Source organism: Pseudomonas sp. 20P_3.2_Bac5 (assembly GCF_025466035.1).
Taxonomy (GTDB): Bacteria; Pseudomonadota; Gammaproteobacteria; order Pseudomonadales; family Pseudomonadaceae; genus Aquipseudomonas.
In genome coordinates this window covers 176,385-189,435 of the sequence record NZ_JANLOA010000137.1, presented here as the reverse complement: position 1 = coordinate 189,435, position 13,051 = coordinate 176,385, and the positions used below count along the sequence as shown (strand labels likewise).

Genomic DNA, 13,051 nt, shown 5'->3' with positions numbered 1-13,051 from the left:
CTTAAAGCCTGAGGTCGGCTGCTCAGCGCAGCCAGCCCGCCGCCTCAGAACACCAGACTCAACTCCATGAACGTCACGCTGTTCTTCTTCCTCACCCCGAAATAACTCTGCCGGGCACCGTGGAAGTGATCCACGCCCGCCCCCAACTTCACCGAGTCAGTGAGCGAATAGCTGGCCCGTGGCCGAACCACATAACTGCTGCCGGTGAGGTCGGCTACGGCGGACATTTCCAGCTTCAGCCGCTCATTGAAGAACATGTCGGAAATCCGTGTGGTCAGTCCCCAGTCGCGGCGGCCGAACTCGGAATTCAGGCGATCCTCGCCCTCTTCGATCAGCCGCAAAATCCCGCTGTCTGCCGGCTCCCGGTAGTCGCGAAAGACCCCGAACAGTTGCAGATTGACGTTGGCCGACTCGCCGAAATTACGGTCGGCGCCCACCACGATCCGCGTGCTCTTGCGCCGTTCGTCACGGCACCCCGAACAGTCCAGCGACAAACGCTCATGAGCGAACTCGCCGCGCACCGTCCACTCACCCGCTGCCCAGGCAAAGTCCGCGCCGATGGCGCGCTTACGTTCGTAGGCGCTGATGAAACGTAGCGCCGGGGTCATCACCGCCTGATAACGCGGCGCCCGTTCGTAGCCATCGAACCACGACAGCGACCAGTCCAGGCTGTCGCCGGCATGGTCGAGTTTCAGTGCCGTTTCGAGGGCATCGGGTTCGTCGCGCTTGTCCAGGTTGCTCGGCAGGGTTCCCTGAGGCATGCGGTTGGCGTCGAAATCCGCCAGCACCGCGGTCAGCGACAGGCTGTCATTGAAGCCATGGCGAACCTGAACCGCATTGAGGCCCATGCGCTGCTCGTCGTCCTCGGGCACCAGCAGGGTGAAGTCCCGCGGCGACAGGTAATCGGTGGGATTGATCCGGTCCGAACGGCCCCAGGCGATGACCTGCCGTCCCACTCGCCAGCGCCACGCATCGTTGCCGGTTTCGATATAGCCCTCGCGCAGGCGGCCGCTGTAGCCGTCCGCTTGCGCGCTGTCGTCGATCCCGGCCCGCGCCGCGAGCACCAGGCGTGTCTGCTCGGCGAGATCGAGGTTCCAATTGATCAGGCAGGTGCCTTTGGCGATGTCGCCGTGGTCGTCCAGATTGCGGTTGGACGACCAGTAGCCGGTGCGGCACTCACCGAACGGCAGGCTCTGCGAGCGGGCAAACTCGCTGAAGGCGCCGACAGCGGCAAACAGGATAAGCAGTTGGGCGCGCATGGTTCACTCTTGCCGTTCGAGGTAGCCGTTGGTGAAGTAGTTGTCGCTCACCGCGACGTTGGCTTCGAAGCTGTCCATCCGCACGGTGGTCGAGTGGCCGGTCTGGTGATTGCTGACCTTGACCAGCATCGGCTGGTACTTCTGTCGCGCCGTATCGACCGCCTTCAATTCGCTGCTGAGCACGGTTTTCTGTAGTGCCTGGCTGGCGTCGTAAAGCTCCGTGCGGACCGCCACGAAGGAGTCGTTGGCCACCCAACTGATGCGCTTCGAATAGCCGGTATTGCTGGCGATTTCCGCAGACTTCGGCAGCGACTCGATGACCTGGGTGGGAACGCCCTCCAAGGTCTCCTCGCGCAGCAGGCGGTGGGTCCAGTCCTGGGGCTTGTGGCCGATCAGGTCGCCGTAGGTCAGGTCGGTGCCGACGAAGCTGCGGTTGTTGTTGCTGCTGGCCAGGCGCCGGGCCTTTTTCAGGGTCGGCAGGTACACCCAGACATCATCCTGCGCGGGCTTTTCAATGATCAGCGTGGTGGTGTTGCGCACATCGCCCGGCGACAGGAAGCGTATGACACGGCGATTGTGCGTGGCGTCATCCTGCAGGCGGGTCGCGGCGAAGGTCTTGCGCACCCGCTCCTGGCCGGAGGCGTTGGTCAGGGTGAAGGTCGATTGCGACAGGGAGCTGTCCATGCGCGTCGCCTGGTAGCTGCGCGACATGATGTCGTCGGCATCGGCGCCCACGGCCAGGGCGCTGTCCGGCCGCAGCAGCACGCCGATGGCAAGGGCAAACAGCAACGGCAGAACCGCACCGGGCAGTGGTTTTTTCATTTCGCGGACTCGCAGGAAAGTTGGCGGGAAGGCCTTCATCAGCGCCGGGATCAGCACCAGGGCGCACAGCGCGCTGACGATCATCGACAGCACGATGAGGAAGCCGAACCAGATGTGGATATAGAAGTTGAACGACAGCATCAGCACCGAGTAGCCGCCGGCAATCGCCGTGGCGACATAGACCACCGCCTTGCCGGCGGTGCGCATGGTTTCCCGCAGGGCCAGGTCGAAATCCTCGACCCGCTGCAGTTCCTCGCGCATGCGGTAGAGGATGTAGATGGCGTAGTCGGCGCCGATCCCGATGGCCATGGCCGACGCCACCGAGTTGGGGGTGTTGAGCGGAATGCCGGTGGCGCCCATTACGCCGAGGTTGACCAGCACGGTCACCGCCAGCGGCACGACCAGGTAAACGCCGCCCATCAGCGAGCGGAACACCAAGGCGCCGGCCAGCAGGATCACGCCCATCATCTGCAGGATGTTCATGATCTTGCCGTGCACCAGGGTTTCGCTGAGGGCCGACGACTGCGGAACGCTGCCGCCGATCTGCACCTTCACCCCCGGCGGCAGGCGCTCCTGCACGAAGCCGCGAATCGCTTGTACCAGGCCGGCGGCGTAGGTGCTGCTGTCGTTGCGGGTCCAGACGATCAGGCTGGCGTTGCGGTACTCGTAGTCGATATAGGCATCGAAGTCGGTGGGATCGCCGGACATGGAGTACAGCAGCAGGTACTGGGAAACCATGTCCTGGGCGTCCGGCACGCGGAAGTAGCGCGGGTCGCCTTCGTTCATCGACTGGCTCATCTGCTTGATGAAATCGACGATGGAGGTGGTCTTGCCGACGTCCGGCAGGGTTTCGATAAAGCGCTGGGTGTCTTCGATCAGGCGCAGGGTGCGCGGGTCTTTCAGGCTGTCGGTCTGCTGGCCCTGGAACACCACGTAGAGGGTGTTGGTTCCGGCCAGCTTGCGGTTGAGGAATTCATCGTCCTGATACACCGCCAGGCCGCGGCCGAAATAACTCTTGGTCGAGTTTTCCTTGTTGAGGAACAGCAGGCCGATGGAGGACAGCAACGCGACCGCCATGAACAGCGAAACGATCAGCCCGCGGCGCTTGAGGATCAGCCCGGTCAGGTGGTCGGCCAGGCGATCCCAGACCCTCGGGCCCTGGTCGACAGGGGGCTTGACCGCGGGCGCCGGCAAGTAGCTGCGCAGGGCCGGGATAAACGTCAGCTCGATGAACAGCGCGCTGAGAATGCCAAGGCCGGTGAACAGGCCAAAGGTGCGGATGGTGGCGATCTCGAAGGTGACCAGGGAAAAGAAGCCCAGCACCGCCACGCCCCCCGCCGTCAGCATCACCGGCGCGGCCCGGCTGAGGGACTGGATGATCGCCTGGTCGTTGAGCTGCTGCGGCGAGCCCGGCACGCCGCCGAGGGTGAGCTTGTCGTACTCCTCGTAATAGCGCTTGAGGATCTGCACGGCATGCCCGGCAGCGACGGCGAGGATCAGGATCGGCGTGGTGGCGTTGAACGCATCCATCGGCACGCCGACCGCGCCCATGATGCCCAGCCCCCAGATCACCGCGAGCACCGCGGTGAGCAGCGGCAGGATCAGGCCCTGCACAGTGCGGAAGGCTTCCAGGTGGATCAGGCCGATAATCAGCAGGGCGATGGGAAACAGAATGGCCATGCGCTGGGCGAAGCGTTCCACCGCGGCGAAAAACACCGGCGAGCCACTGGCGGTGATTTTCAGGTCCGGCGCGCGGTGTTCGTCGATGACCTTCTGCACCCCGTCCATGATCTTGCGGAAACCGCCCTGGTCGGCGTGGATCGCAAACGACAGCGACACCAGGCTGCCATCCTCCGACACCAGCGTGCCGCGATACACCGGATTATTGGCGAGGCGCTCCTGCAGGCGGGTGATGGCGCCGGCGTCGATCGGTGTGTCCAGCAGCGGTTCGACGCGCATTTCGTCGGCGGCCCCGGCAATCGACTTGGCCTTGTTCGCCGTGACGCTCATCAGCGTATGGCCCTTGACCCCGGGCAGCGTACTGATCTGCGTGGAAAGCTCGCCGAGGGTCGTGAGAATGCGCGGGGTCAGCGCGCTACCGCCCTCCGCCGCACTGATGCCGATGACCACCACATGCTTGGAACCGAACAGCGATTCGGCCAGGTTGGTGCCGATCACACTCGGGTGCGCCTGCGGCAACATGGTGTTGGGGTTGATGACGATCTGCAGGTTTCTGACCTGGGTGGCGAACAGCACCGTGGCCAAACTCAGGGCAATAAGAACCCACAACCGGGATCTGACGATCCAGGCAACTGTATTTCTTATCATGTTCAACTCATCCTTCAGATGAACTGCGGTTAGTTGCCCAGATACTCCCGGACATATTCGACGACGCGGGCAGCGTCGTTATTGGCGCCGACCACAAGTTCCGACGCGCGACAACTCAGCCACTTGCGGCCCATCAGGAAAAAGCCCGCGTGCGACGTGCGGCCCTCATGCCCAATACCTGCGCCAAAGGCTTCTGCGCCGGGCAGTTGAACCCAGCCGGTGTCTTCCCGATAACCGTTGCACCAGATCACCGCCTGGACCGGCTCGTGACGCTGGTCCTGGAAGATCAGCCCGGTTTCATTGGCATCGATGGCGCGTGCTCTGATCTCCACACCCCGTTGTGCCAGTGCGTTGTTGTTGGCACTCGCCACCGGAATCGGATCGCGCTTTCTGATGATTCCCGCGACCCAGGTATCGTGCTGGGCCGACAGGATTCCCAGGCTGTTCAACCACCAGAACACGTCCTTGCCCAGCACCCGATTCGGCACCAGCTTGCGCTGACGCCCACAGGCCAAAATCACCCTGTGTTGCGCGGCCAGTTCCAGGGCGATCTGCCGCCCGCTGGCGCCGTCACCGACCACGGCGATCCGAGAGCCGGCGGGCATAAAGCCGGCATCGCGAAACTCGCCGGCGGTCAATTGCACGACCCGCGGATCGAGCTTCTGGGCAAAACCGGGCACGACCGGCGCCTGGTTGGAGCCGGTGGCGTTGATCACGCTGCGGCAGCGAATGACTTCGCCATTTTCCAGCAGTGCCTCGAAGCCGTTTGCAACCGCGCTCAACCGCGCCACGCGGGTAGCGAAGGACACCCGCACCTGCTTCGCCCGGGCGAACGCTTCCAGGTAATCGGCAAATTCATGGCCTGAGGCATAGCCCTCGGGGTCGCCGGGCATCGGCAGATCCGCCAGACGACAGAACTGCCGCGAGGTGAACAGCCGCAGGCTGGCAGGCCGTTGCCGCCAGACCTCGCCGGCGCGCGGGCCGGCATCGAGCACCCGGTAGTCGATGCCGGCCCGCGCCAGTAAATGCCCGCACAGCAGGCCCGATTGCCCGCCGCCGATAACGAGACAGTCGAGCATTCAGACCCCCAGCGCGGCTTTCAGGTCGAGGGATTCGCCGGACAGCTCCGACCAGACAAAGCTGGCCAGGGCGCCGACGGTGACGAAGTCATAGGCGGCGGTCGGGTCGAGGGCGATACCCAGGTGCCGCTCCAGCGCTGCCACCAGTTCGACCCGGGCCACCGAGTCGAGGCCGATGTAGTCGAACGACAAGTTGTCGTGAATCTCCTCGACGAAATCCGGCTGATGCACCCGCAGGTAATCCCGCAGGCGTGTCTTGATCAGCGCTTTGACGGCGGCCAGGCCTTCCTCCGCGGACCAGGCGGCATTGGGCAACGGGACGGTCAGGTTCAGATCGGCGGTCATGGCGCGATGGCCTCCAGGCAGGACGGGGTCGGTTGGCGGGTGGAGTGGATCAGCAGGCGGTGCTGTTCGATGCTGCCGTCGAGGTGGCGGCTGGCGCACAGATGACGCTGCACCTTGCCGCTTGAGGTGCGCGGAATCGCGCCCTGGTACAGGTAGGCGATGTCTTCCAGGCGCACTTCGTGGGCGGCCATCAGCACCGCACGCAACTGGCGAGTGAGACTCGGGAAATCCAGGTCGCCGGCGCTGCGGTCGCGACGGGGAAACTCGATCCAGGCAACCACCTGCGGGCTCGGGCCGGCCTCGACGGCGAACACCGCAATGGCGGCCTCGCCGAGTGCTGGATGCACATCGCGCAGGCTGGTTTCCAGGTCATGGGGGTGAACATTGCGTCCGCGCAGAATGATCAATTCCTTGATCCGGCCGGCGATATACAGGCTTCCATCGTGGACAAAACCCAGGTCGCCGGTGCGCATCCACGGGCCTTGGCCGCAAGCGGTGGTGGCGCCGAAGGTGGCAGCGCTGGCCTGGGCGTTGGCCCAGTAACCTGAGGCGACGCTGGGGCCGGAAAACCAGACCTCGCCCGTCTGGCCGTCGTCGACGCGGCGACGGCTGTCGGGATCGACGATTGCCACCTGATGATCACGCACCACAGGACCGCAATTGACCAGGGCCTGCGCGTCCTGATCGACCTCGCTGGCGATGATGGCGATGCCGTTTTCCAGGTCCTTGCGGGCGACGTTCAGCACCCTTTGCCCATTCGCCGCCACGCCACCGGACACGATCAGGGTCGCTTCCGCCAGGCCGTAGCACGGCGTGACCGTTCCCGTGCGCAGGCCGTAGCGGGCGAACTTTTCTTCGAAACGGTCCAGCACCGTGGCGCTGATCGGTTCGGCACCGCAGAAGAGCACGCGCAGCGCCGACAGGTCCAGTTGCGCCGCCGTGCGTTCGTCGACCTCGGCCTGCACGCACAAGGCCAGGGCGAAGTTCGGTGCTCCGGTAGCCGCTGCGCCGTACTGGCTGAGCAAGGTCAGCCAGCGCAGCGGCCGCTGCAGGAAATGCAGCGGCGACATGAACACATAGTGGCCGCCCAGGGAGATGGGTTGCAGCAGCGCGCCGATCAGGCCCATGTCGTGAAACTGCGGCAACCAGCCAGCGCCGACAACACCCTCGCCCAGTTGCAGGACGGAATGGATCGCGCGCTCGTTGGCGATCAGTTGCGAGTGCCGGACCATCACGCCCTTGGGCACACCAGTGGAGCCGGAGGTGTATTGGATGAACGCCAGTTGCTCAGGGTCCGGGCGGGTCAGTTGCGCACAGGCCGGGTTTGCAGCAAGCGGCTCGCAGTAAAACTTCAGGTCCTCACGCCGGCCCAGTCCTTCGGCGATCGAGGTTTGCAGCTCGGGCACGGTCAATACTGCAGCGGCGCCGGCGTTTTCCACGATCTGTCCGAGGCGGGTGTAGTGATGGCTGTTGCGCGCCAGATTGGCCGGAATCGAAACCGCTCGCGCATAAGCACAGGCGAAGAACGCCACGATGAAATCCAGCCCGGTGGGAAACAGCAGCAGGACATTCCTGTGCGCCAGCCCGGCGTCGCGCAGAACCGTCGCATAGCCCGTGGCGCGCTGGTGCAACTCGCCGTAGCTGAGCACCTGCCGGTCCTCCTCCTTGTGGCCGACGAAGGTGTAGGCCGGCGCGTCGGGCTGGGACGCCGCGTAGTGATCGAGGCAGTCGAGGATGGTGCCGGCGCGGTCCAGCGGGATCAGCCGGCTCATGCTGGCACCTCTCCGCTGATCCGCCGCAGCATGCGGATCCCCGCCTCGACCGCGCCGACGAAACGTTCGAGGCTGTCCTCGGTGGTCAGCGGACCGAGGCTGACGCGCATGGTCGACTGGATCGCCGCCTCGCCAAGTCCCATGGCCACCAGCACATGGGACAGCGACTTGGCGTTGTTGCTGGAACAGGCGGAACCAAGCGAGACCTGAATGCCATGCATCTGGTCCAGCAGCGCTGCCAGGGACTCGGCGCGAATCCCCGCGATGCACACGCTGAGGGTATTGGGCGCCTGCTTCGCCGGGTCCGCCGAGCCATGGATGGTCACGCCGGGAATCCGCAGTTGCAGTTGCTCGATCAGGTGCTCGCGGTAAATGCCCATGCGCGCGATGGTGTCGGGCATGGCCGCTGCCGCCACCTCGGCGGCCACGCCCATGGCGGTGACCAGCGCCGAGGCCTCCGTGCCGCCGCGCAGGCCACCTTCCTGGCCACCGCCATGCAGCAGCGGCTCAAGGACCACGCCGCTGCGCATATACAGGCCGCCGACGCCCTTGGGCCCGCAGAACTTGTGCCCGGCGAACGACAGGGTGTCGATGCCCAACGCCTGGACATCCACGGGTATCTTGCCCACCGCCTGCACGCCATCGACATGGAAATGGATGCCGCGACCCTGCAGCACCCGGGCGATCTCGCCCACCGGCTGCAAGGTGCCAACTTCATTGTTCATCAGCATGATCGAGACCAGCCGGGTGTTTTCTCGCAGGGCCTGGCGTACCCGCTCCGCGCTCACCAGGCCTTCACGGTCCGGCGCCAGGCGGGTGATCTCGAAGCCGAAGACCCGCTCCAGGTGAGCGGCGATCTCGAGGATCGACGAGTGCTCGATCGCCGAAATGATGAGGTGGGTGGGCTGGGCCACACGACCGATTGCGCCGCAGGCGAGCAACGAGCCCTTGATCGCCCAGTTGTTGGCCTCGGTTCCTCCCGAGGTGAAGGTCAGCTCGGCCGGCGCGCAGTTCATCAAACCGGCGACCTGTTGCCGTGCGATGGCCAGGGCGTTGCGGTTCTGTTTGGCCAGCGTGTAGACGCTCGACGGGTTACCGAAGTGGTTCAAGGCCTCGCTCAGTGCATGAGAAGCTTCCTTGTACATCGGTGTCGTTGCGTTGTAATCGAAATAACCGTGGGTCGACATCCTGTTCTTCCTCAGGCGGCGTTGTATTGCCGTAGCTGGATAAAGAGTGACTTGAGCATTTCCAGGCAATGATGTTGCGAAGGTTCTATTTCGCCTAACATCTGTTGCATGTCGGTACTGGTAATAGCCTCGAGCGTATCGAGGGACTTACCGTCTATCTGCGCGCAGAATATATTTCCGGTGGCCAGGGAAGTTGCACAGCCCCAGGCCTGATAACGAACATTCTGAATAGCGCGATCGAGCACTTCGAACTGCACGCGAATACGGTCGCCACACACCGGATTACCCAGCTCGATGGCGGCGGCCTGTTCATCAACTTCGGCGGCGTATACAGGGTCGGAAAAGTTTCTGACAATAATATCGTTGAACATACAAAGTCCTTTTGCGAGGTCCACACTATCAACTGGCGATCGGGCAGGTGCTCGAGGTTTGTCCGTCCATGGTTTTTTCCAGGTTCACCGCACAGCAACCAAACTCCAGCGACGATGGCGCTCGCATTACATATTCCATGCGTTGGCCACTGCGTCCCGACGGACTTTCACCCGGCAGCAGGATGACGACGTCCTCGGTCAGGATCATTCCCGGCGTCGCCAGCGCCAGCGGATCGAGAATCCCCAACACGCCCTTCTCGCCCGGCGCGACTTCACGGCTCAGGTCGTTCATGTCGCGCACGGTGAAGTGCACATAGGGCGAAACGTGCTTGACCTGGTGTTCGTCATCAATGGCCATGACGTTGGATTCCACCAGCGCGTAGATGTCGCGCACCGAACCTGGATCGATGCCGAGGTATTCCTGGCACATCAGGTTGAATTCGCGGCGCGAAATCATCTGCCCGGTAAAGCGCTTCCAGCCGCCGAGGGTGATCACCCGGCTGCCGCGGTCCAGGGTCAGGCGCTGGCCGGTCTGCTTGAGGAACTGCAGCAGGCGATAGATCAGGAACGGCGGGCCGATGATGTGGCGGGTGAACTGGTTTTCCCAGCCCTTGAGCTGTTCGATGGCCTGCTCGGGAACGAAGCGCTCCTGCTTGACCATGAACCGATGGGTATCGAGCATGCCGGCGAGCATGTTCAGTGCCTTGATCATGCCCATCTCCGGGATTTCCTCGGTGGACGGGCAGATATACAAGCCCGCGCCTTTGGAAATACCGAGGAACTCGCGGTACATCGCATAGATCGCCACCACCGCAACATCGACGGTTTCATGGCAGCGCCGGGAAATACTCGGAATACCGCTGGTGCCGGTGCTGCGCATTTCGTGTTCGATCTGCGCAAGCGGCTTGGACAGCAACTCGTGACTGCTGGCGGACTTGAACTTGGCGATCGGCACCAGCGGAATGCGGATCAGGTCATCGAAGGTCGCGATGCTGTCTTCAGTGATGCCCTTGCTGTTACAGGCCTGCCGATAATAAGCGTTATTACGGTAGTGAAAGCGGAAGGCGTCGACAATCAACGACGTCTTGATGTCATCGAGTGTGCTCTGCGGCAACCGATAAAGTTCCGAAACCGATGCTGCCGCCGCTTTCAAGGGGTCGATACCCATTTCTTTCAGGCGTACGGAGAAATCGCTGCTGTTCATGAAGTTCCTCATTTCCATTGATGTTTATTGTAAAAACACACAAGCGCAGGTAGCCACGAACCGAACGGACAACGTTCGATAATGTTATTGATGTTTTTCAACGCCCAGCCGACAGCGCAACAGCGGCCCTTCAATCAGGCCGGGTTGTACGGGCGAACTTACGGGCACGCGAAAAGTTACGCTTCGCGTATTAAGGGAGGGGGATCAGGGATCGTTCATTTCATCAACATCCTTGTTGAAGATCACAAACCAGGGCGGTTTGTGCGGTCCATTGAATACTTCGATGAGCGGACGATAAACCCTCTAGTGACTTCAGAGTCAAGCAGTGACTTACAAAGATCGCTGTAATTTCTACAGGCTTTCAGAGTGTTGTCCTATGTACCGGATAGGCAGGACACCCCACCCCGCGATCCTTTATAGTGCCGCCCCATGATCAGAGACCCTTTCGAACGCCTCGGCCTCGACCGTGAAGTCCTCACCGTCAGCCAACTCAACGGCCGCGCCCGCGTGCTGCTGGAAGATGTTTTCAGCAGCATCTGGGTCGAGGGCGAGATATCCAACCTCGCCCGCCCGGCTTCCGGCCACATCTACTTCACCCTCAAGGACAGCGGCGCCCAGGTGCGTTGCGCGCTGTTTCGCAATAACGCCGCGCGGGTTCGCCAGGCGTTGCGCGACGGCCTGGCGGTCAAGGTGCGCGGCAAGGTCTCGCTCTTCGAAGGCCGCGGCGACTACCAACTGATCCTCGACACCGTCGAGCCGGCCGGCGACGGCGCGCTGCGCCTGGCCTTCGAAGCATTGAAAGAGAAGCTCAGCGCCGAAGGCCTGTTCGCCACCGAACGCAAGCGCGCCCTGCCCGCTCACCCGCAACGCATCGGCATCATCAGCTCGCCCACCGGCGCGGTGATCCGCGACATCATCAGCGTATTCCGCCGCCGCGCGCCGCAAGTCGAACTGAACCTGATCCCCACCGCCGTGCAGGGCCGCGAAGCCATCGGGCAGATTGTCCGCGCCCTGCAAAAAGCCGATGCCCAGGGCTTCGACGCGCTGATCCTGGCCCGTGGCGGCGGCTCGCTGGAAGACCTCTGGTGCTTCAACGAAGAAGCCGTGGCCCGCGCCATCGCCGCCTGTGTGACGCCCATCGTCAGCGCCGTCGGCCATGAAACCGACGTGTCCATCAGTGACTTCGTCGCCGACGTCCGCGCCCCGACGCCCTCGGCCGCCGCCGAGCTGCTGGCGCCGGACAGCAGCGACCTGCAACGCCGCCTGGAAAGCCTGCAACGGCGCCTGCTGCTGCGCATGCAAAGCCGCCTGAGCCACGATCGCCTGCGCCTCGACAGCCTGGCCCGCCGCCTGCGTCATCCCGGCGAACGGCTACGCCAGCAAGCGCAGCGCCTGGACGACCTCGACATGCGTTTGCGCCGCGCCTTCGAGCAGCGCCTGAACCAGCGCCGCGAGCGCCTGGCGCGACTCGACACGCGCCTCGCCGCGCAACATCCCGGACGCACCCTGGCGCTGCTCAAGCAACGCCTCGACAACCTCGCCGAGCGCCTGCCGCGCGCCATGCGCGACACCCTCAAGGACCGTCGCCAGCAGCTCCAGAGTCAGGTGCAAATGCTCGAAGTGGTCAGCCCGCTGGCGACGCTGGGTCGCGGCTACAGCATCCTCCTCGACGAGCGCGGCCAGGCGATCCGCAGCGCCGCGCAGACGCACAACGGCCAGCGCCTGAAAGCCCGCCTGGGCGAAGGCGAACTGCTGGTGCGGGTCGAAGACAACCACCAGACGCCGGTCACGCTTTCCCTACTGGACTGAATCCATGCCAAGACTGTTTGCCTCGCTGCTCCTGCTCTGCCTGACCTTCGCCAGCAGTGCCCAGGCCAGCTACATCACCCGCCAACTGAACAAGCCGGTGCCCGGCGGCGTCGCCGTGGTCGACCTCGGCCCGTCCGCCCAGCCGCTGACCGCCCGTTTCGACGGCAAGCCGGTGCTGGTGGTCAAGGAACAGGACAACTGGCTGGCCATCGTCGGCATCCCGCTGACCCAGAAGCCGGGCGCCGCCAGCATCACCCAAGGCTCCCGCACGCTGAGCTTCAACGTCGGCAGCAAGAAGTATCAGGAACAGCGCATCACCCTGAAAAACCAGCGCCAGGTCAACCCGGACCCGGCCGACCTCAAGCGCATCGACGCCGAACTGGCCGAGCAATTGAAGGCCTACCGCAGCTTCAGCCCGGGCACGCCGAGCAACCTGCTGCTGGACAAACCGGTCAGCGGACCGCTGTCGAGCCGCTTCGGCGTGCGCCGCTTCTTCAACGGTGAAGAACGCAACCCGCATTCCGGCCTGGACTTCGCCGTACCCGCCGGCACGCCGATCAAGACCCCGGCCAACGGCAAGGTGATCCTCACCGGCAACTACTTCTTCAACGGCAACACCGTGTTCGTCGATCACGGCCAAGGCTTCATCAGCATGTTCTGCCACCTGTCGAAAATCGACGTGAAGACCGGCCAGGTCGTGAGCCGCGGCGCGGTGGTCGGCAAGGTCGGCTCCACCGGCCGCGCCACCGGGCCGCACATGCACTGGAACATCAGCCTCAACGATGCGCGGGTCGATCCGGCAATTTTCATCGGTGCTTTCCAGCCCTGAGCCACCGCCCGAATGGCGCGCTTGCGCCAATCGAAAAGACCGCGCA

At 63.7% G+C, this 13,051-nt stretch carries 10 protein-coding genes; 2 read left to right on the top strand and 8 right to left on the bottom strand.

All coding sequences use genetic code 11. The features are described from left to right. Nucleotides 1–44: 44 nt before the first annotated feature. The 8 genes from NTD88_RS28495 to NTD88_RS28460 are packed head-to-tail and all read right to left on the bottom strand — an operon-like array spanning nucleotide 45 to nucleotide 10,367. On the bottom strand, nucleotides 45–1,259 hold the full coding sequence (locus tag NTD88_RS28495) for a DUF1302 family protein (RefSeq protein WP_262153469.1): 1,215 nt from the start codon (nucleotides 1,257–1,259) through the stop codon (nucleotides 45–47). A gap of 3 nt (nucleotides 1,260–1,262) precedes the next feature. Further along, the gene (locus tag NTD88_RS28490; RefSeq protein WP_262153470.1) at nucleotides 1,263–4,409 is read right to left on the bottom strand and encodes an outer membrane lipoprotein-sorting protein; all 3,147 of its coding nucleotides are present in this window, start codon (nucleotides 4,407–4,409) and stop codon (nucleotides 1,263–1,265) included. A gap of 29 nt (nucleotides 4,410–4,438) precedes the next feature. Next, nucleotides 4,439–5,488 carry a flavin-containing monooxygenase gene (locus NTD88_RS28485; protein ID WP_262191784.1) on the bottom strand — a complete coding sequence of 350 codons (1,050 nt, stop codon included), beginning with the start codon at nucleotides 5,486–5,488 and terminating at the stop codon, nucleotides 4,439–4,441. Beyond that, nucleotides 5,489–5,833 (bottom strand): acyl carrier protein, encoded by a 345-nt coding sequence (locus NTD88_RS28480; protein ID WP_095154239.1) that lies wholly within the window; start codon nucleotides 5,831–5,833, stop codon nucleotides 5,489–5,491. After that, a complete protein-coding gene (locus NTD88_RS28475; RefSeq protein WP_262155061.1) occupies nucleotides 5,830–7,605 on the bottom strand; it encodes a fatty acyl-AMP ligase in 1,776 nt (591 codons plus the stop codon). The genes NTD88_RS28480 and NTD88_RS28475 overlap by 4 nt, the downstream gene beginning before the upstream one ends. Further along, nucleotides 7,602–8,792 carry a cysteine desulfurase family protein gene (locus NTD88_RS28470; protein ID WP_262155060.1) on the bottom strand — a complete coding sequence of 397 codons (1,191 nt, stop codon included), beginning with the start codon at nucleotides 8,790–8,792 and terminating at the stop codon, nucleotides 7,602–7,604. Before NTD88_RS28470 ends, NTD88_RS28475 begins: the two co-directional genes overlap by 4 nt. A gap of 11 nt (nucleotides 8,793–8,803) precedes the next feature. Further along, on the bottom strand, nucleotides 8,804–9,163 hold the full coding sequence (locus NTD88_RS28465) for an iron-sulfur cluster assembly scaffold protein (protein WP_095154242.1): 360 nt from the start codon (nucleotides 9,161–9,163) through the stop codon (nucleotides 8,804–8,806). Nucleotides 9,164–9,191: 28 nt separating this feature from the next. Beyond that, nucleotides 9,192–10,367, bottom strand: a complete 1,176-nt coding sequence (locus tag NTD88_RS28460) for a hypothetical protein (RefSeq protein WP_262155059.1) — start codon at nucleotides 10,365–10,367, stop codon at nucleotides 9,192–9,194. Between the two features lie 429 nt (nucleotides 10,368–10,796). On the opposite strand from NTD88_RS28460, the gene xseA reads away from it, so the two are divergent. Beyond that, nucleotides 10,797–12,176, top strand: a complete 1,380-nt coding sequence (xseA, locus tag NTD88_RS28455) for an exodeoxyribonuclease VII large subunit (protein ID WP_262155058.1) — start codon at nucleotides 10,797–10,799, stop codon at nucleotides 12,174–12,176. Nucleotides 12,177–12,180: 4 nt separating this feature from the next. Further along, on the top strand, nucleotides 12,181–13,005 hold the full coding sequence (locus tag NTD88_RS28450) for a peptidoglycan DD-metalloendopeptidase family protein (protein WP_262155057.1): 825 nt from the start codon (nucleotides 12,181–12,183) through the stop codon (nucleotides 13,003–13,005). The last annotated feature ends 46 nt before the right edge of the window (nucleotides 13,006–13,051 follow it).